At 35.2% G+C, this 20,165-nt stretch carries 21 protein-coding genes (1 of these 21 only partly in view); 10 read left to right on the plus strand and 11 right to left on the minus strand.

Features of this window, described 5'->3' with window-relative positions; all coding sequences use genetic code 11:
• Position 1 precedes the first annotated feature (1 nt).
• Genes V7S79_RS09720 through V7S79_RS09735 form a run of 4 tightly spaced genes read left to right on the plus strand, consistent with a single transcriptional unit; the run spans position 2 to position 2,450 of the window.
• Complete coding sequence (locus V7S79_RS09720) at positions 2-1,222, plus strand: aminotransferase class V-fold PLP-dependent enzyme (protein ID WP_459490391.1); 1,221 nt, start codon at positions 2-4, stop codon at positions 1,220-1,222.
• Between the two features lies 1 nt (position 1,223).
• A complete protein-coding gene (locus tag V7S79_RS09725; RefSeq protein WP_459490392.1) occupies positions 1,224-1,649 on the plus strand; it encodes a SufE family protein in 426 nt (141 codons plus the stop codon).
• Positions 1,650-1,680: 31 nt separating this feature from the next.
• The gene (locus V7S79_RS09730) at positions 1,681-1,992 is read left to right on the plus strand and encodes an iron-sulfur cluster assembly protein (RefSeq protein ID WP_459490419.1); all 312 of its coding nucleotides are present in this window, start codon (positions 1,681-1,683) and stop codon (positions 1,990-1,992) included.
• 44 nt (positions 1,993-2,036) lie between these two features.
• Entirely contained in the window at positions 2,037-2,450 is a 414-nt protein-coding gene (locus V7S79_RS09735) for a BrxA/BrxB family bacilliredoxin (RefSeq protein ID WP_459490393.1), read from the plus strand.
• Positions 2,451-2,623: 173 nt separating this feature from the next.
• Here the strand turns inward: V7S79_RS09735 and V7S79_RS09740 are convergent, their stop codons facing one another.
• From V7S79_RS09740 to V7S79_RS09775, 8 genes are all read right to left on the minus strand, one after another.
• Positions 2,624-3,718 (minus strand): Gfo/Idh/MocA family protein, encoded by a 1,095-nt coding sequence (locus tag V7S79_RS09740; RefSeq protein ID WP_459490394.1) that lies wholly within the window; start codon positions 3,716-3,718, stop codon positions 2,624-2,626.
• Between the two features lie 21 nt (positions 3,719-3,739).
• Entirely contained in the window at positions 3,740-4,096 is a 357-nt protein-coding gene (locus tag V7S79_RS09745) for a hypothetical protein (protein WP_459490395.1), read from the minus strand.
• A gap of 32 nt (positions 4,097-4,128) precedes the next feature.
• Complete coding sequence (locus tag V7S79_RS09750; protein ID WP_459490396.1) at positions 4,129-5,493, minus strand: alkaline phosphatase family protein; 1,365 nt, start codon at positions 5,491-5,493, stop codon at positions 4,129-4,131.
• 2 nt (positions 5,494-5,495) lie between these two features.
• Positions 5,496-6,698, minus strand: coding sequence for a metabolite traffic protein EboE (gene eboE / locus V7S79_RS09755; RefSeq protein ID WP_459490397.1), 1,203 nt, complete (start codon positions 6,696-6,698; stop codon positions 5,496-5,498).
• A gap of 6 nt (positions 6,699-6,704) precedes the next feature.
• On the minus strand, positions 6,705-7,847 hold the full coding sequence (locus V7S79_RS09760; RefSeq protein WP_459490398.1) for a 3-dehydroquinate synthase: 1,143 nt from the start codon (positions 7,845-7,847) through the stop codon (positions 6,705-6,707).
• 6 nt (positions 7,848-7,853) lie between these two features.
• Complete coding sequence (gene eboC / locus V7S79_RS09765; RefSeq protein WP_459490399.1) at positions 7,854-8,738, minus strand: UbiA-like protein EboC; 885 nt, start codon at positions 8,736-8,738, stop codon at positions 7,854-7,856.
• Positions 8,738-9,643: a TatD family hydrolase gene (locus tag V7S79_RS09770; RefSeq protein ID WP_459490420.1), complete on the minus strand. Its 906-nt coding sequence runs from the start codon at positions 9,641-9,643 to the stop codon at positions 8,738-8,740. Before V7S79_RS09770 ends, eboC begins: the two co-directional genes overlap by 1 nt.
• 109 nt (positions 9,644-9,752) lie before the next feature.
• Positions 9,753-10,592 carry an EboA domain-containing protein gene (locus V7S79_RS09775; protein ID WP_459490400.1) on the minus strand — a complete coding sequence of 280 codons (840 nt, stop codon included), beginning with the start codon at positions 10,590-10,592 and terminating at the stop codon, positions 9,753-9,755.
• A 203-nt stretch (positions 10,593-10,795) separates the two neighbouring features.
• On the opposite strand from V7S79_RS09775, the gene V7S79_RS09780 reads away from it, so the two are divergent.
• From V7S79_RS09780 to V7S79_RS09790, 3 genes are read left to right on the plus strand one after another with little or no spacing between them, the layout of a single operon-like run.
• Entirely contained in the window at positions 10,796-12,937 is a 2,142-nt protein-coding gene (locus V7S79_RS09780) for a S9 family peptidase (RefSeq protein ID WP_459490401.1), read from the plus strand.
• Positions 12,938-12,969: 32 nt separating this feature from the next.
• Positions 12,970-14,838, plus strand: a complete 1,869-nt coding sequence (locus V7S79_RS09785; protein WP_459490402.1) for a YgiQ family radical SAM protein — start codon at positions 12,970-12,972, stop codon at positions 14,836-14,838.
• A 29-nt stretch (positions 14,839-14,867) separates the two neighbouring features.
• The gene (locus V7S79_RS09790) at positions 14,868-15,077 is read left to right on the plus strand and encodes an alkylphosphonate utilization protein (protein WP_459490403.1); all 210 of its coding nucleotides are present in this window, start codon (positions 14,868-14,870) and stop codon (positions 15,075-15,077) included.
• Here V7S79_RS09790 and V7S79_RS09795 read toward each other — a convergent pair.
• Positions 15,074-16,351, minus strand: coding sequence for a DNA recombination protein RmuC (locus tag V7S79_RS09795; RefSeq protein WP_459490404.1), 1,278 nt, complete (start codon positions 16,349-16,351; stop codon positions 15,074-15,076). The two genes, V7S79_RS09790 and V7S79_RS09795, sit on opposite strands and share 4 nt — an antisense overlap.
• A gap of 293 nt (positions 16,352-16,644) precedes the next feature.
• Here V7S79_RS09795 and V7S79_RS09800 point away from each other — a divergent pair, with 293 nt between their 5' ends.
• The gene (locus V7S79_RS09800) at positions 16,645-17,163 is read left to right on the plus strand and encodes a hypothetical protein (RefSeq protein WP_459490405.1); all 519 of its coding nucleotides are present in this window, start codon (positions 16,645-16,647) and stop codon (positions 17,161-17,163) included.
• On the opposite strand, the gene V7S79_RS09805 is transcribed toward V7S79_RS09800, so the two are convergent.
• Both V7S79_RS09805 and V7S79_RS09810 read right to left on the minus strand, forming a co-directional pair.
• Positions 17,160-18,212 (minus strand): branched-chain amino acid aminotransferase, encoded by a 1,053-nt coding sequence (locus tag V7S79_RS09805; protein WP_459490406.1) that lies wholly within the window; start codon positions 18,210-18,212, stop codon positions 17,160-17,162. The two genes, V7S79_RS09800 and V7S79_RS09805, sit on opposite strands and share 4 nt — an antisense overlap.
• Before the next feature lie 15 nt (positions 18,213-18,227).
• On the minus strand, positions 18,228-18,779 hold the full coding sequence (locus V7S79_RS09810; protein ID WP_459490407.1) for a cob(I)yrinic acid a,c-diamide adenosyltransferase: 552 nt from the start codon (positions 18,777-18,779) through the stop codon (positions 18,228-18,230).
• A gap of 148 nt (positions 18,780-18,927) precedes the next feature.
• Between V7S79_RS09810 and V7S79_RS09815 the strand changes: the two genes are divergently transcribed.
• Both V7S79_RS09815 and V7S79_RS09820 read left to right on the plus strand, forming a co-directional pair.
• Complete coding sequence (locus V7S79_RS09815) at positions 18,928-19,437, plus strand: hypothetical protein (protein WP_459490408.1); 510 nt, start codon at positions 18,928-18,930, stop codon at positions 19,435-19,437.
• Positions 19,437-20,165: the 5' portion of an S-adenosylmethionine:tRNA ribosyltransferase-isomerase gene (locus V7S79_RS09820; RefSeq protein ID WP_459490409.1), read on the plus strand. 498 nt of this gene lie beyond the right edge of the window; 729 of the gene's 1,227 nt are visible here — the first part of the coding sequence; the start codon lies at positions 19,437-19,439; the stop codon falls past the right edge of the window. Before V7S79_RS09815 ends, V7S79_RS09820 begins: the two co-directional genes overlap by 1 nt.

Genomic DNA, 20,165 nt, shown 5'->3' on the forward strand with positions numbered 1-20,165 from the left:
TATGGCTTTAGACATTGTAAAGATTAGAGAAGATTTTCCCATCTTACATCAAGAGGTGAATGGATCACCCTTGGTGTATTTTGATAATGCTGCAACAACTCAAAAACCTAAACAGGTGATTGATGCCATTAACCAGTATTACCAAAAGGATAACGCTAATATTCATCGTGGAATTCATGCTTTGGCTGAAAGAGCGACGAGTGCTTATGAGTTGACTCGTAAAAAAATACAATCCTTCTTAAATGCTCCAAGTTCGGATCAAATCATTTTTACTTCTGGAACCACTGCTGGGATAAATTTAGTGGCTCAAACTTTTGGTAGAATGACGTTTTCAAAAGGAGATAAAATCATTATTTCCAATTTAGAGCATCATTCTAATATTGTACCTTGGCAAATGATTGCTGAAGAAAAAGGAGCTGAAATTTTAGTGATTCCAGTAAGTGACGAAGGGATCTTAGATTTGAATGCTTTAGAAAATTTACTCGATTCTTCGGTTAAATTAGTAGCAGTAAATCATGTTTCCAATGCGATTGGCACCATTAATCCGATTCGTCAAATTATTCAAATGGCGCATCAAGTCGGAGCCAAAGTGCTTATTGATGGTGCACAATCCGTTGCCCATTTTGACATTGATGTACAAGAATTTGATATGGATTTCTTTGTGTTTTCTGCACATAAATTATTAGGACCTACGGGTGTTGGAGTTTTGTATGGAAAGCGTGAATTGCTTGAGGAAATGCCCCCTTATCAAGGCGGAGGAGAGATGATCAAAGAAGTGAGTTTTTCCGGAACTACCTATAACGAATTACCTTATAAATTTGAAGCTGGGACGCCTAATATTGCAGATGTTATTGCATTTGGAGCATCTTTGGATTATTTGAAAAGCTTATCTAAAAAGGATATTTTTCAACAGGAAAATGACCTTTTGACTTACGCAACAAAACAATTGCAACAAATTGAAGGTTTACAAATTGTAGGTCAAGCACCCGAAAAAATTGCTGTAATCAGTTTTGTGATTGAGGGTATTCACCCGCAAGATATAGGTGTTTTACTCGACAAATTTGGGGTAGCCATTCGAACAGGCCATCATTGTACACAGCCATTGATGCAAAGATTTAATTTAGTCGGAACTTGTCGTGCTTCCTTTGCGTTTTATAACACTTTGGAAGAAGTAGATCAATTTGTGAAATCGCTGAAAAGGGCAATAACTATGTTACAATAAAATGGGTAAAAGCATTAACGAAATTCAGGATGAATTGATTGAAGAGTTTTCTCTGTTCGATGATTGGGCAGATAAATATGAGTATTTGATCGATTTAGGTAAGAAATTAGCACCCTTGTCGGAGGAATTTAAGACCGATGAAAACGTCATTAAAGGATGCCAAAGTAGAGTTTGGTTGCATGCCTATATGAAGGATGATCTTTTGATTTTTGAAGCAGATTCTGAAGCAGTTATTGTCAAAGGATTAATTAGTATGTTGATTCGTGTACTTTCTCATCAGAAGGCCGAAGATATTCTAAAAGCAGATTTATATTTTATAGATCAAATCGGAATGAGTCAGCATTTGGCACAAACACGCTCCAATGGTTTATTATCCATGGTAAAACAAATAAAAAATTATGCCTTGGCATTTTCTGCGAAAGTTTAAAATTATGGAAGAAAAAGTAGCGACATCTCAGATGACAGAAGCTGATTTGAAGGAAAAAGTGGTCAAAGCAATTAAAACGGTATATGACCCTGAAATACCTGTTGACGTATATGAGCTTGGTTTGATTTATGAAATCAAAGTTTTTCCAGTCAATAACGTATATGTCTTGATGACTTTAACTTCACCTTCTTGTCCTTCTGCTGAAAGCATACCTGTCGACATTGAAAAGGCTATTAGAGAAATTGAAGGAGTAGCAGAAGTTTCGGTTGAATTGACCTTTGACCCTCCTTATTCACAAGATATGATGTCAGAGGTTGCCAAATTGGAACTTGGCTTTATGTAATTCTGTTTTAATATTTATTCACTGTATTATAAAAAAATAAAAATATGTATCCAGAACATTTAGTACATCCCATGAGGATGGATATTTTAGAAGGTGGTTTTCAAGAATTGAAGCAAGCATCAGAAGTGGAGCAAGCAATGGCCAAAGAAGGCACTACTTTGTTGTTTATTAATTCCGTATGCGGTTGTTCTGCAAGAACAGCTCGTCCTGGAGTGAAAGATGCAGTAGCTGCTTCTGCTAAAAAACCAACAAATTTATTCACGGTTTTTGCTGGAGTAGATCAAGAAGCAACTCAAAAAGCAAGAGAATTTACTCTACCTTATCCTCCTTCATCTCCTTCTATTGCATTGTTCAAAGATGGTGAATTGGTTCATTTTGTTGAGCGTCATCACATTGAAGGTCGTTCTGCTGAAATGATAGCTCAGCATTTAGAAGCAGCATTTGATGAATTTTGTTAATTAAAATGTAATAGGTGGCCGAGGTTCTCGAAGCCACCTATTATTTTTTATGCCCTCTGGCTTCGAGAACCTCAGCCACCTATTACCTCTTACCTCTTACCTCTTACCTCTTACCTCTTACCTCTTACCTCTTATCTCTTACCTCTTACCTCTTACCTCTTACCTCTTACCTCTTACCTCTCCAAATAAACCGTCTTTTTCGTCTTCGCCGATTCTACCGCAGCCGATAAAATTTCTACCACTACGGAGTTAATGGCCAAAGATGAAAGATCTTTTTTGGGTTGAATTTTCCCTTTTACCACAGCTGCCAAATATGGAAATACATCCGATTGATCATGATCTAATGGCTTTAGATCAATCATTGATTCTTTTCCAAATCGATCACCTGAGATATATTTCATCGGGGTGTTTTTATTGGCGATAATGATGCCTTTGGTTCCATAAATTTCGGTATCTTTTCTGTCAAATGGCCAATTCCAGGAAGCTTGAATAATTGCTTGACATGTTGGATAAGTTAAAATAATACTAGCCTCATCATCTACTTTGGGATAAATATGGGGTTTCAATTGCTGCGTAACAGCTGTAACAGACAAGGGTTTTTCCCCATCCATTAGCCAAGTCATAATATCAGCACCATAACAACCAAAATCAATGATAGCTCCTCCGCCATTCATTTTGGGATCAGTGAGCCAATGTAGAAATTCAGGTGCACAATCAATTTCTTGAGGGCCCCTGTGCCCATCCATAATGACCACCTTTCGTATATCTCCTAAGGTTTTAGACTCTTTCACCATTTCCCAAGCTTTGGCATGGGAAGGATACCAAGTTGTTTCAAAATTTGTAAGTAACTGAATAGGGTATTTGGCAACTATTTCTTGCATCTTTTTCAGATGTTCCATATTAACCGCCAAAGGTTTTTCTACCATCACATGAATCCCCTTGGGAGCACATTTTTGAACAACCTCTAAATGTTCATAGATGCTATTAAATGCGCAAACTGCTGCTGGTTTAGTCTTAGCAATCAAGGATTCTAGATCTGGAAACCACAAAGAATCAGGCAAGTTTTGTTCTTTCAATAATCTCAAAGCTAAGGCTTTGTTGGGCTCAGCAAATCCGACAATAATAACGTCTTTTGAGTTCTTGGCAGCTGAATAGGCTTGGCCGACATGTCCGTGAGTCATACCGGCGATTCCTACTTTGATCTTTTGACCCATTAATAAAATTGGGGCACACAAAAGTAAGCCAATGAATAATTGGAGCTTTTTCATGTTAAATAGGTTTTAGGTAAACTAGTTTCTTGGAGGACCTCCTTGGCGCATTTGACTTTGAACAGTTTTGTATTTTTCAAATTGTTCAGGTGTCAAAATGGCTTTAATTGAGTCCATTTGGCCGTCATTTAATTTTTTCATTTCAGCCATCATTTCTTCTCTTTCCATACCAGCTTGACGAAATTCCATCATTTTCTCAACGCGAGAAACCAAAAGGGGTTCCATTTTTTTTACTTGTTCTTTGCTCAAACTTAGTTCAGTTGTTAAACGATCTAATTGACGTTGAGCCATCATTTGTGGATTAAAATCCTGCGCTTTTACTTGAGATGTCAAGGCAAAAAATAGCACAATTGACAAAGTTGAAATTAGTTTTTTCATTGCTTGAATTGTTTAAAGGTAAAGTATAAAAATTAATTAAAAATGCTGTTCCAAATTACATCATAAACATCTTTTGCTGGTATTTCATCTCCCAGATCTTTATCTGAAATGAGTAAAGGGTAATATTTTTTCTCACAAAATGGACTCCCATGTGATCCTTTCACCAAAGATGCATCCAAAGGAATCACATCCATCAAATATCTAAATCCCAACAATTTTCGAGCCAATTTATAGGCAGCTCTTAATTTGATAAATGGGTTTTTGGGATTCATAAACATTTCAACAGGATCATATCCCGGTTTACGATGTATATCTACTAAACGAGCAAAATCAGGTGCTTTATTGTCATCTAACCAATAATAATAGGTAAACCATGCATTTGATTTAGCAATGGCAACTATATCTCCACAACGTTCGTGGTTAATGTGATATTCATTTAATTCTTTACCTGATAAAAGCTTTTCAATCCCTTCCAATTCACTCAATTGCTTTTTGATAAACGCAATATCTTGTTTGTCTTTCACATATATGTGCGCAATTTGATGGTCTGAACTCGAAAATGCCTTAGATGCACCTGCGTCTAACAATTCTAATCCACGTTCTTCTCTAATGGAAATATGTCCTTTTTTGCGTAAAAAACGATTGATATGAATCGCTTGATTTACTTCATTGATGCCATATTCTGATAGCAGGATGATGTTTGCGTTCTTGGATTCAAAATGCTCCACCAATTGCTTTACCACCTGGTCAATTTCTTGCAAATCTTTCGAAATTTTTGGAATATCTGGGCCAAATTTTTGTAGACAATAATCCAAATGAGGAAGATAAATCAAGTTCAAGGTTGGGTCATATTTTTGATCCACCCAAATACTAGCATCAGCAATCCACTGGGTCGATTTTATGTTCGCATTTGGTCCCCAAAAATTGAATAAAGGAAACGTTCCCAAAGCTTCTTGTAGTTCATCTCTCAATTCCGCTGGCTGACTATAACAATCTGGTGCTTTTACGCCATCTGCATGATATTGTGGCCTTGGTGTAACTGAATACTCTGCAGTTGAATACATGTTATACCACCAAAACATTTTAGCACAAGTAAAATTGGGGTTTTCTTTTTTTGCTTTGTCCCAAATTTTTTCACCTAAAACTAATGGATTAGACTGTTTCCAGAATTTTACTTCTGAATCTATTCTATCATACCAACCATTCCCAACAATTCCATGTTCATTGGCATTTTTACCAGTGATGAAGCATGATTGTGAAGTTGTTGTAACTGCAGGTAGTGGAGGTTGAATGAGGTTTTTCTTTCGAGAAGCAATAAAGGAATTGATAAAAGGTGTATGCTCGCACAATACACTTTCACTTAATCCAACCACATCGATGACAACCGTTTTTTTCATTTTTATTGATTTAACACTGATTTTACCCAATCAATTTCTCGAATGATTGATTCATGAATGGGAACTTGAAATTCACTTGGTAAGACACCCCAAGTATACGTTTCTATTTCCATTTGTTGACTAAATGGTGTGTTTTTTTGAATTTCTAAGGTATCAATGATCTCTTTTTGCGTAGATCCTAGAAGTCCATAGTTTTCTAAAAACAAAGGTACATGAAAGTGAATGCGCCATTCTTCAAAGATGCCTTCCTGGTAATTATCAAATGCTTCGTCTAAATCGCGAAATTGCACATATCCACCTTTTTTTAGTTTTGCCTTTACTTGATGTAAATAAACAGGTTCTTGATATTGCTTCAATTTGGCTAATTTTTCTTCAGCATTGTCTCTTAAATCCACTTTTAAAGCAGAGCTAATTTGGATTTTCCCTACCTTAATTCCATGTTGATTTAATTCTTCAATGCAATTCTTCGGTTGGTCAAAACTTACGCCAAAATGACAAATATCAAAACAGATTTGAATATGACTTTTTATCAAGTCTTCAATATTTTTCTCCTTTAAACCTTTTTGAGCAAAATATTTTTGCGCCAAAGGCAATAAATTTTTCAAGTACCAATCCAAAAATTCTTGGTGATTTTCTAAAATCCCATCAGGTTCAGGTTCAATATCTATATGGATAATCTTGCCCGTTTTTTGGTGAATTTTATCTAATTCCTCCACCACTTCAATCAAAGCCAATGTCGATTTTTCAATCGCTTTATTTATTTCATCTGTATTTTTCCACCAAAATCGGTAGGAGAGTGGCGAGGTCGAAATTCCTGCTTCTTTAATTCTCTCAGGTAATAAATTGGAAAGTAAATGTGCTAATCGAAGTGTATATTCTTTCCGACTCTCATGTGTCCAATCGGGAGTATGTACATGATCTTTTACGATTGTATCATGAAAACCTCCAAAAGGAAATCCATTCAATGTATAAATGTATAATTGTTCTTTTTCTAACCAATTTTTTAGTTCATTGAATTGCACTTGATCTTGTAAATCTTTACTGGCTAAATCCGCAATTCTTAATCCCAATCCCATTGGGTGATGGGGTGAAACCTTGGCTTTCACCAAAGGAATATTTGTTTTTAAATGCTGAAAATGTTCTGCCCAGATTTCTCCAGGATGAATATTGCTGCAATAACCTAATGTGCCATATTTTGTTTCCATAATGAATCAATAGTTTGCAAGGTAGTCAACTGAATCTTTGATAAGTTGAAAATCCATTTCATGCACTTCTTTTCCTTTTCCTAACTTTTCTAAAATCGTAATGGTTAATTCACCTCCTAAATGTTCTTGGAATTCTTGAAGTCCTTTGAAGAGATTGATTTTGTCATTTTCCGCTAAAGCCGGATGCGAAATTTCAAATCCCAGTTTTTTAATTAAATCTAACACTCGGTGGCATTCATTTTCAGAAAGCAAACCTTTCTTTTGCGAATAAACCGTATCTAATGCGATTCCGATAGCTACAGCTTCTCCATGTCTAATTTGAAAATTACTCAAATATTCTAATTTATGTGCTGCCCAATGTCCAAAATCCAAAGGCCTAGCTGAACCTAATTCAAATGGATCCCCACTTGAAATATGTTTCATGTGCAAATCAGCACAACGGTAGATCTGTTCGGTCATCACTTCTTCCTCATGTTCACACATATCTTGGGCGTGATTTTCCAACCATTCAAAAAAGTCCAAATCCTTGATTAGTGCAACTTTAATCGCTTCCGCAATCCCAGAACGCCAGTCTCTTTCATCAAGCGTTTTTAATAAGTTTGAATCATTAAATACTGCCACAGCTGGCGCAAAAGTTCCTAAGAAATTCTTTTTCCCTAAATAATTTACACCATTTTTGACTCCAACTCCAGAATCATTTTGAGAAAGAACCGTACTTGGTATACGTATAAATTTGACACCTCTATGAGAAATGGCTGCTGCATAACCGCTCATGTCCAAAAAAGCACCACCACCAATACAAGCCACAAAAGAATGCCTATCAATACGATGTTCATCAATTGCTCGAACTACCTCTTCATAATAACGAGGGTCATTTTTGCAAATTTCTCCGCCTGGTAAAACTAAGATTTCTGGGACTAGATCAGCAATTGGGTATGTTTTAAAATAAGATACAATTTCAGCTGTCAATCCATCATGTGCATCCGCTACTCCCTTATCAACAACAAATAATATTCTTTTTCTAAAGTCTGCCCGTCCAAAATTGGAGATAAAATCTTTAAAAAGGGGATTGTTGTTTTGGAAGAGTCCTATTGTGAAAAACACTTCGTATTGAAAAGGTACTTGAAAACTTTGTTTTAATGACTGCATATGATTCTAAGTAACGGCAAAATATTTTCCAATTCGGATGGATAATGGTAATAAAGCTACTACTAAAATTGCTAAATACCATTGATCAGAAGTACTAATCCATGCCGCATTCATGACAATAAGTGATAAAACTCCGGCTTTTACTGTTTTACCAATGTTTGGTCCGATAGGATTTTGTATTGCTACAGAAAGAGGTTTGAAAATCAAATAAATATGTAAACACACAAATGGAATAGCGTGAACGAATGAATGAGCCTTGTATGCAAAGTGCAACTGTCCTACGTGCACAAAAATAAACAAGAGTGCGGCAATCCATAAGGGCCAAGGTTTACTTCCATGTACTTCTCCACGACTTACCAAGGTTATAGCAAAAATATATACCAAAGGAACAATCATCAATTCTCCATATTCCAAAACGCCTAACTCATAGACACTCATTCCTAATAATAAATTAAAGGCTCTGCATAATCCCATGTTGAAGGGACCAAAAAATCCATTGTGTTTTGATTTCCAATCGTAAAGTAAAACTAAGATTACAATGAAACTAGCGATAATACCAGAAAGTCGACTTTGTAAAAAAGCGAGTATAACACCTGCAGCAAGCAAAGCAATTCCTCCAGAAATGGCTTCTGATAATCTAATTCTTCCACTTGGCAAGGCTCTTTCAGGTCTTTCTATGGCATCTAGTTTTCGATCAAAAATGTCATTGAATACTACGCCACCCGCATATAGGCACATACTAGAAAGGCATAAATAACTGATTGACGAAATTTGATAATTTTTCCATCCAAAAGTGAATCCAACAATGGCCATACCTGCCAAAATATCCGTCAGTGCTGTAATCACATTGGCAGGTCTAGTTAATTCCAAAAAGGCTCTAATTTTACCCATTATCGAATAATTAAAGAATCTTTGTTGACTCTAGGTTGTTGTCCACCTCTTAAAATGGTATTGCCATTGAATTTTTGAGTTTGATCAATTGTAAGACCTTCAATGAAATCAGATTCAACGATTTGGCCACTTTGTGCAAAAGCATCCAAGGCATTTTGATAGGTAACCAATTGAATATCTTTATCAGAAATACCTCTTATTTTCATTAATGCAGCCGTTTTAGGAATAGCTAAGGGATCAGATATTCCCCAATCGGCAGCAGAATTTACCATGATTCTTTCTGGGCCATATTGCTTGACGATTTCTACCATTCGCTCATTTCCCATTTTGGTAAACGGATAAATAGTAAAGGCCGCATAAAAACCTTGATCTAGGACAGATTTTACCGTTTCCTCATTGTTATGATCAATGATGACCATTTTCGGGTCGATTCCATGTTCCAAAGCGATGGCCATACTTCTTTCCGTACCTTGTTTTTTATCACGGTGTGGAGTATGAACTTGAACAGGTAAATGAAACTCTTTTGCTAATTCTAATTGAGCCCTGTAGTATTTTTCTTCCAGAGCCGTTTGGTCGTCAAAACCAATTTCTCCAACACCAACCACACCTTCTTTTTGTAAATACAATGGTAAAATCTCCATTACTTCTTCTGCGAGTGCTTCATTATTGGCTTCTCGTGAATTTAAACCGATGGTGCAATAATGTTTGATGCCAAATTGAGAAGATCGGAATCGTTCCCAACCCACTAAACTTGCAAAATAGTCTTTAAAGGAAGAAAGTCCTGTTCTAGGTTGTCCCAACCAAAAAGCAGGTTCAATCAATGCTACGACTCCCGCATCAGCCAAGGCTTGATAATCATCTGTCGTCCTTGAAGTCATGTGAACATGCGGATCAAAGAATTTCATTCCTTGAGTGTAGGCTTGAAAGCCAACATCAACAGTTTGGGCAAATTCTTGTTCTTCTGGGCTTCCTTGGAAGTGAGAGGGGTTTTGTTGGTTATTTTGGCACATAATCTTAGGCTGTGTAAATGGGTTCTGGAACTTCTAATATTGACCAATTTAAGTCGGAATCAGATGATGTAATATACTTTTCCTTAAGGGCTTTCAATAAAGTTGAATCAGATTCAAGTAATACAATTTTACCTGCAATGATATCTCTTTCGTTGTTAGATGCTAATAAACGTTCAAGGTCTTTCACTAAATGAGGCGTAATAAATTGGCTAACCAATCGCCAAACTTGAGAAGGCACCCTTCTACCAGCGGCCCATCTTTCATGTGCAAAATCAGATAAAGTATCGGCTAAATGTTGATTTGCACGTTCATTTAGTCCATAAATTCGGTGGATAGATTTGTCATTAAAAATGCATTTTAAGACAATTTGATTCCAAGCAAGTTCCGAAAAATACATGGAAGGGTATGGATTTCCAAAAGCTATAGAATCGAAAATCGATCCTATATTAGACCTAACTGCATCAGTGGCTCTTAAAAGCCATTTTTCAGGAAAGGATATAATTGGAAATGCCGCATATAATGCCACAGATTCATTCATTTCTGCTGTATCGAAAAGCAAATTGATTTGTCGAATATAGGCTTCTTCTGTTTCAATTTTTGTAGCTAACAAAGCGATGAAATATATTCTTACTAATTGATCCAGTGTAATCTCTTCAAATTTCCAACCAATAACGATGTGTTGTAAATCCAAAGAAAAACTTTGTTTAGAAATGAAACGAGGGCAGGCTACAAAAGCATAAGATATACCTTTCGCATCCAATTTGGATTTAGTATCCATCCAAGCAAGCTCAGAAGCACTAGCTTTTGTTTGAATAATTTCGAATAGTTCTTGAATAGGTTTCAAAGCTTAATTTCAATTAAATGGTAATAATAACGAATTTAATAATAATTCGTTGAAAACTTGTCGTGTTTATGTGGTATTGATTTTTATCATTTTTTTCTAAGTATTTCGTTCGACTTTTTTCCAGAATTTTTTTCTCATTTAAATTCCAATTAATTTTGACTTCTGTTTACAATTATCATCTTATATCTTAATCACTATTTCCCATGAATTCATTTGTAAAATCATCCTTTAGCTTTTTAATTTTCATTTTTAACGTATTGATTTACACCACAATCGATGCTCAAAACGTTAATTTGACTTATAAATCATTTCGCTCTTATGCTTTTCCAAGTGAATTGGTCAGTTCGAAAAATGGAGAAAAAATTGCTTGGGCGATGGATGAACAAGGAGTTAGGAATATTTATGTAGCATCTGCACCAAATTTTGAACCAAGAAAATTAACGAATTATAGCAAAGATGAGGGGCAAGAATTAACTTCAATTTCTATTACCGATGATGGGAAATGGTTGGTTTTTGTTAGAGGTGGTGATCATGGTGCTAATTTTAACGGTGATCTTCCAATAAATACAAATTCCAGTTTGGAACCTCAAAATGTGAAAGTAATTCAAATTCTTTTTGAAGGAGGGGCTCAAAGAATTATTGGTGATGGAGATTTTCCAAAATTATCTCCGAAAAGTGACCAAGTTGTTTTTATTAAAAATCATCAACCTTGGATATGTAAATTAGATACAGTTGCTGGAGAAGATTTTTTTGATATACCCCGCCAATTGGTCAATACTAAGGGAAAAGTGAGCGATTTACAATGGTCTCCTAATGGGAAAAAATTGGCTTTTAAAGTAGATCGCGATACACATTCTCTACTTGCCATCGTTGAATTAGGAAAAGACAATATTCAATGGCTTCAACCTTCCTTTGCCAGAGATGCTTCTCCAAGATGGTCACCTGATGGGAATAAGATTGCATTTGTACGCATGAATGCTATTGGAGGTTCAGTGGACTCATTATCGGTGCGAAAGCAAAATTCTTGGTCTATTCGGGTTGCTGATGGTGATTTTACACAATCTCAATTAGTTTGGGAGGCCCCAAAATCTTTTAGAGGCTCATTTCCACGAACACAAGGAGGGGCAAATTTGATGTTTCCTCAAAATGAGTTAATTACGTTTACTTCTTCACATGACAATTGGCCACATATTTATAGCATTTCAACCAAAGGAGGGAAAGCCTTGTTATTGACACCAGGTGAATTTATGGTGGAACATTTGTCTTTAAATACTGACAAAAGTCATATTCTATTTAGTGCCAATTTTGGATCAGATCCTACTGATATTGATAGAAGGCATATATTAATGGTTTCGGTTGATAAACCAGATATGAAAAATGTGACTCAAGGTAAAGGAAATGAATGGGCATCCGTTTCGATCAATAATTCAAAAGGATTTGCTTTTATTGGCTCAAATGCACAAAAAGTCCCAGAAGTTTTGGTGAAAAGCTCCCAACAAGTTGATCCAATTTCAATTTCAGCAAAATTACAAGTTCCGAATTATCCAGAAAAGAATTTAGTTGTTCCTAATCAAGTCATCTTTAAGTCACTTGATGGACAACTGATTCATGGACAAATATTTGATAATGGTGATGGGAAATCGAATAAACCAGCCATTTTGTTCGTTCATGGTGGTCCAGCTCGTCAAATGCTTCTTGGTTGGCATTATTCAGATTATTATGCCAATGCTTATGCGCTAAATCAATATTTAGCTAATATGGGATTTGTTGTGCTTTCGGTAAATTATCGTTTAGGAATTGGCTATGGATATGATTTTCAAAATCCTGCAAGTCCTTTAGCTGCAACAGAATATTATGACATCAAAGCTGCTGGAGAATATTTAGCCCATCAATCCAATGTGAATCCTAAGAAAATTGGAATTTATGGTGGGTCCTATGGGGGATATCTTACAGCACTTGCTTTAGGTCGAGATTCTAAACTATTTGCAGCAGGAGTAGATATACATGGAGTACATGATTGGTCTTCTAATATTCAAGATCAATTATATACCTTAGGGAATAAACGCGTTCCTGATGCAGAATGGGCAGCTTCTTTGGTGTATCGATCTTCTCCTATTTCAAGTATTTCAACTTGGACATCGCCAGTCTTATTGATTCATGCTGATGATGATCGAAATGTCCGATTTGAACAAAGCGTGGATTTATTTAATCGTCTTAAAAAGAAAAAAGTAGATGTAGAGAGTATGGTGATTGTGGATGATACTCATCATTGGATGAAGTTTGAAAATGTTATCAAGGTTTTTGAAGCAACAGCTGATTTTTTCAAGGTACGTTTATTGAAATAGGTTTCGCAGTCTTTTTCTTTTAATTTTGTCAAATGGATGTAAGAGAAAGACCTATTACTGATTGGTTACCTTTAACTAAAAAGGAGGTTGAAAAACGTGGATGGGATGAATTAGATGTTATTCTGATTTCAGGAGATGCCTATGTAGATCATCCCGCTTTTGGAACCGCTGTGATTGGTAGAATCATGGAAAGCGAAGGTTTGAAAGTTGGTATTGTAGCACAACCCAATTGGCAAGATGATTTAAGGGACTTTAAGAAATTGGGTCGTCCAAAATATTTTTTTGGTGTAACTGCGGGTTGTATGGATTCAATGGTGAATCATTATACAGCTAATAAGCGCCTTAGATCCAATGATTCTTATACGCCTGGTGGAGAAGCCGGATTCAGACCTGATTACGCGACCACCGTTTACACCAAAATTTTAAAAGAAATTTATCCTGATGTTCCTGTTTTAATTGGAGGGATTGAAGCGTCTTTACGCAGAGTTACTCACTACGATTATTGGGCAGACAAATTATTCCCATCTATTTTGGTTGATTCCGGTGCTGATATGTTAGTGTATGGCATGGGAGAGCAGCCATTGCGAGATATCATTCGTGGAGTGAAGGAAGGACATTCTTTGAAAGATCTGACTTCCATCAATCAGGTAGCCTATTTGCAGGACAAAAATGAACCTGTTGTGCATTTAGAAGCGGTTGAGACCGTATCTTTAAATAGCCACGAGGAATGTTTGGCTGATAAAATTAAATATGCTTCCAATTTTAAAATTGTGGAAGTGGAATCCAACAAATGGCAAGCTAATCGAATCATTCAACAAGTAGGAGAGCAGATTTTAGTCATTAATCCACCTTTCAAAACAATGGAAGAGGTAGAAATGGATAAATCTTTCGATTTACCTTATACGCGTTTACCACATCCTAAATACAAGAAACGAGGTCCAATTCCTGCCTTTGAAATGATTAAGTTCTCTATCAACATGCATAGAGGATGTTTTGGAGGATGTAGTTTTTGTACGATTTCGGCACATCAAGGTAAGTTTATTGCTTCAAGAAGTGAAAAATCCATTATGAAAGAGGTTGACACGATTGTGCAACAGCCAGATTTTAAAGGATATATTTCCGATTTAGGTGGTCCTTCAGCTAATATGTATCGCATGAAAGGAAAAGACGAATCCATTTGTGCAAGATGTTCAAGCCCAAGTTGTATACACCCTGTAATTTGTTCAAATTTAGATACCTCACATAAACCTTTGACAGATATTTATAGAAAAGTAGATGCACACAAAGGAGTTAAAAAGGCCTTTGTGGGCTCAGGTGTTCGTTATGATTTATTGGTAGATGATTTCAATAAAAATAATCAAGATGGAAACCATGATGAATACATGGAGCAATTAATCACTAGGCATGTGTCCGGTCGATTAAAAGTTGCCCCAGAGCATACATCCGACGCAACCTTGCGTGTCATGCGAAAGCCTTCTTTTAAATATTTCAGGAAGTTTAAAGAAAAGTATGATGAAATATCTGCCAAGCACAATTTAAGACAACCTTTAATTCCTTATTTCATTTCCTCTCATCCAGGTTGCGAAGAGGTAGATATGGCTAATTTGGCAGCAGAAACTAAAGATTTGGGTTTTCACCTAGAACAAGTTCAAGATTTTACTCCAACACCAATGACCGTTGCTGAAGTAATTTATTATTCAGGTGTGCATCCATATACTTTGCAGCCGATAAAAACAGCTAAAACAAAAGAAGAAAAACAAAATCAAAATAAGTATTTCTTTTGGTATAAAGCCGAATTTAAGGATTGGATCAGAAATCGTTTGACACAATTAAAAAGACCTGATTTGGCACAAAAATTATTGGGATTCAGAAATAAAAATCAATCATATAAACAATCATAAATCGCTCATATGAGCTAAATTAAATTAAAATGGAAGTAAAGGATAGCAATGGAAATTTATTGAATGAAGGAGATTCAGTTACAGTTATTAAAGACTTAAAAGTAAAAGGTTCTTCAGGTGTGATTAAAAGAGGAACTACTGTTCGAAATATTCGTTTAACAGACGATGAAGATGAGATTGAAGGGAAAGTTGAAAAAACGATGATGGTATTAAAAACTTGTTTTTTGAAAAAGGTTTAATTCTTTTCTTCATCGATATCCTCCAGATCAGATTCATCATTGAGCAATTCAGGGTGAATCTTTTTTGTGGCATTGATTCCCATTTTTCTTAAATTTTGAGCTCTGGTAATTAAATTACCTCTTCCTGAACTCAATTTGTTTAACGCGGCTGAATGCGCTTCCTCTGCTTTTTGAATGTGTTTGCCTATGTCTTGAACATCGTATGTAAAGGCCACGAATTTATCGTACAGTTCACCTGCTTTTTTAGCAATTTCTAAAGCATTTTTGGTTTGATTTTCTGTTTTCCAAACTGATGCAATGGTTCGTAAAGTGGCCAATAATGTACTTGGAGAAACCAAAACGATTTTTCTTTCCCATGCAAAATTGAACAAGGAAGTGTCTTGACTAATGGTTGCCACAAAACCTGATTCAATGGGAATAAAAAGAAGTGTGAAATCAGGACTACTTAAGCCAATTCCCGTATGATAATCTTTAGCAGATAATTCTTTGATGTGATTTTTTAAGGATTCTATATGCGCCTTTAAGGCATTTTCTTTTTCCAATGTTCCATCTTCCGCACTTGTATATCTGTCAAACGAAACCAATGACACTTTACTGTCGATTATTAAGTTTTTATTATCAGGTAAAAAAATGACAGCATCCGGTTTAATGGTCTCACTTGATTGGTTTTTGGTCACAAATTGTGTTTCATACTCACGGCCTTTGATTAATCCAGAGCTTTCTAATACGCGCTCTAAAATCATTTCTCCCCAATTTCCTTGGGTTTTATTCGATCCTTTTAATGCATTCGTTAAGTTTTCTGTTTTTTCAGTAACAGTTTGATTCAATAAGGTTAGATTTTTAATTTGTTCCAACAGAACGGAGCTTTGTTCTGTACTTGATTTTTGATTTTCATGTACGCGGTTTTCAAACTCTTTTAATTTCTCTTTCAAAGGATTTAAAACATCCTTTAATTTGATTTCTTGTTGCTCGTTAAGTGTTTTTCCTTGTTTTAGAATTGTTTCATGGCTAATATCCGTTAAGATTTTTCTCAATTTATCTTCATCATGACTCAAGTGTTCTATTCTTTCAAGAAGCGATTGATTTTGACCTTTGAAAAAAGCAAGGTCGCCAAAGAGTTCTTTGTTTTCTGCTTCTAATTGCTCTTTTTTGGAAAGTTCGGATTCCAAATACTTAATTCTTTCAATACTTATTTTAGCTTTGATCGAAGTAAAAATATAAACCAATAAGCCACTTGAAAAAGCACTTAGAATTACGTAAAGGAAGAGCATCATGATTTTGTGATTGAGATAGGAAAGATAATATAAAGCACAAAAAAAAGCCAGTCAGAAACCGGCTCATTTTTAAAATACCTAACCACTAATAATCTTTAATATTTTTAATCTAGTTTGCACTAGCATTTATTTCTGATACAAAATTAATAAATAAAAATTGAAATTCGAACATTCAAGTATAAAAAATTTTTAATTTTATGGAAATTGTTGATTCAACTAAATTCAAATGTATGTCAATAAAATCCGCAATAAGTAGTATTAATAAATTTCAATTTTTTTTAATAGCTTTTTTTATGATTAATGCTTGTAGTCAATCTGATAAAAAGGCTGACAAAGTATTGAGTCCAGAGGAATTAACACGAATAAAAGAACAACAAGCTTGGGAATCGAGTTCCAATTTAGTAAAAAATATCACACATTCTTCCAAAGGATTGATTAGAGGCGTTTCTTGGGGGCAAAGTTTGACTAATTTAAAGGAAACAGTTGAGCTCTCTGAAGTTCAACCTAGTCAGGGTAAATCATTTACTCAATATTTAGACGACTCAGATTTAAACTTTGTAGATATTACTTATTTGCAAAATGATAAGCAATTAATTCACGAAATTACTTTAGATATTTTTTTAGAGGATAAAAAAGAAGTTACGCAATTGATAACCGATTTGAAAGATTATTTCAATTTGAAATTTGGAGAGTCGAATCGGTCAGGTTCTAAAGTAATTTGGAGTAATTACAAAAATACCCGAATTGATTTAGAAGATGTAAGCACTTCCAAAGATCCGGGTATTAAAGTTATTTTTAAAAAGGTTGATTAAACCTTGAAAATCCAATTTCTGGTATCTTCTATTTCTCCTAAACGGATTTGATTGATTTCTTTGTATACTTTTGCAGAGAAATCATTTTCTTTTCTTTCTGGTAAATCATAATCTTTTCCATCAAAACCAATCGTACAAATTGGTGCAATTACTGCAGCTGTTCCAGCACCAAATGCTTCTGTAACAGAACCATCTTTGATACCTTCAACCAATTCTTTGACAGATAATTGTCTTTCCTCTACCTTCATTCCCCAATCCTTAGCAATTTGTAAAACAGATTTTCTAGTTACTCCATCTAATATTGTGTCACCTGTAGGTGCAGTTACTAGAGCGCCATTGATCACAAACATTAGATTCATCGTTCCAGCTTCTTCAACAAATTCATGTGTAGCTGCATCAGTCCAAATGATTTGATCATATCCATCTTTGTTAGCTAATTGTGTTGGATATAAAGAACCACCATAATTTCCTGCATTTTTCGAAAAACCAACCCCGCCTTTAGCAGCACGAATATATCGAGTTTCGACCCTTACACGCAAAGGCTTTGCATAATACGAACCTACTGGACAATTGAAAATGATAAATTTATAAGTTGTAGAAGGTGAAACGCCCACATATTCATCCGTTGCAAACATAAATGGACGAATGTACAGAGAGCAACCTTCTTTGGCAGGAACCCAAGCTTTATCTAATTGCAATAATTGTTTTAAACCACCTAAAAATATTTCTTCAGGCACTTCAGGCATACACATTCTAAGTGCAGATTTGTTGAAGCGTTTGAAATTTTCTTCAGGTCTAAAAACTAATATTTCATCGTTTTTTGAGCGATAGGCTTTCATTCCCTCAAATATAGCTTGTCCATAATGCAATGACATCATTGCTGGTTGGTAAGAAAGCGCACCGTAAGGTTGTATTGTGACAGACTCCCAAGCACCATTTGCATATTCAGCGACCAACATATGGTCTGCAAAACTTCTTCCGAATGTTAAATTGTCAAAATCAATTTCATTGATTCTCGATTTTGAAATAGGGTTAATAATCGTTTGCATAAATTTTAAGTTTTACTACTTGCCAGAATTCCAAGGTATCTCAGGGATAGCTAAGGAATGATGTAAATAGCGGCATACCATAAATAAATAATCGGATAATCTATTTAAAAACGCAACAGCAGTTGCATAATTTTCATTTTTTTCACTTTGAACCCATCTAATTAAACTTCGTTCAGCTCTTCTACAGACAGATCTACAAATTTGACCAATGGCAATACTTTCTGCACCACCTGGTAAAATAAAAAATCTCATAGGTTGAAGTTGCTCATCCATTGCATCAATCATTTCTTCTAGAAAAACTATGTCATGCAATGAAATTAACTTCATATTACCCAAATACTCCTTGTTGTCGCTTGCCACATGGGCTCCCAAAACAAATAAACTGGATTGTATTTGTAGTAAATTAGTTGATAAATCTTCAGAAACCTTGCAAATTAATAGCCCCAAATGGCTATTCAATTCATCAATGTCTCCGATAGCGTCCATTCTTACCTCAGATTTTGAAACACCTTTGCCATCTGCCAAACGTGTAAAACCCTTATCGCCATTTTTTGTGTAAATCGACATATCTTTGAATTTTATCTTTACAAAGCTACTTTTTTAGTGAATTAATAGCAAGGAAGATGCGTAAATATCCGTTTTGATAATTAAAGAAAATAAAGATTAGGTCAGTAAGGTTTTCAAACCTAATTTTGCAGCAAATTAATTTGTAACTATGTCGATAGATCATTTTTTATCAAGGGTTTGGAGAGTTTTGTCCATCATTGGTTTTGGTATTACATTGCTTTTTATCTACCGAGGACTTCCTGATCCAACTGCAGTGCATTTTGGAGAATCGGGTAGAGGGGATGGATTTCTACCCAAAGAGGAAATCTTCTATTTGACGGCAGGGGTGATTACTGTTTTGAACGTGCTAATGTTGATGTTAATTAATAGTGTGAAAAAGATCCCTGCGAGTCTTTTTGCGAGTGGTGTTTTACGTGCCTTTGCTATCAAAGGGGAAACAGCAGTTCAAACCATCTTCATTCATTGGTTACATTTTTTTCCAGCTATTGTCAATACATTTGTTATTTTAGCCCTTCGAGTACTTTTGATGTTAAACGATTCTAGAAGTTATGCCAACGATTATACTTATTTAGGTTATTTAGGCATTGTTTTAATACTTCTTTGGTTTTTGTATTTACCTATTCGTTTATTTTCTCTACCCATTCATAAAGAAGAATAATGCCATTTGATATTCCTCAAATTTTCATTGACGATTACAACTATTCAATAAGCGACGATAAAATTGCGATCCATCCAACGGAAAAACGAGATTTGTCGAAATTGTTGGTTTTTCAAAATGGCCAAATATCGCATTTTGTTTTTAAACAATTAAGTGCCGTTTTACCCGAAAACAGTTTTTTGATTTTTAATAATACCAAAGTTATTCCAGCTCGTATTTTTTTGAAAAAATCCACGGGTACAAGCATTGAATTATTTTTACTTAGACCCATACATGCTACTGAGCTAACAGAACAAATTTTACTGTCACAAAGTGAAATTCAATGGGAATGTTTGGTAGGAAATAAAAAGAGATGGAAAGAGACGGAATCTTTGGTAGAAACCATTAGTCTTGGAGGTTTGACTATTCAAATAATATTTAATTGGGTAGATAGAGAAAAGAATATCGTTCAAATTTCATGGGATCAAAAAGCTTCTTTTGCAGAAATTTTAAATGCTTTGGGGAATATTCCATTGCCACCTTATATCGATAGATCAAGTTTAGAACTTGATAAAGAAAGATATCAAACAGTCTTTTCGAAAGAATTAGGTGCGGTAGCGGCGCCAACAGCAAGTTTGCATTTTTCAGATGAGATTTTACAAAACCTTGAGGAAAAGAGGATAAAAACGGATTTTTTAACCTTGCATGTCGGAGCAGGTACTTTTTTGCCCGTGAAAGTTGAGCGAGTA

The sequence above is a fragment of the Aquirufa sp. ROCK-SH2 genome, assembly GCF_054558315.1.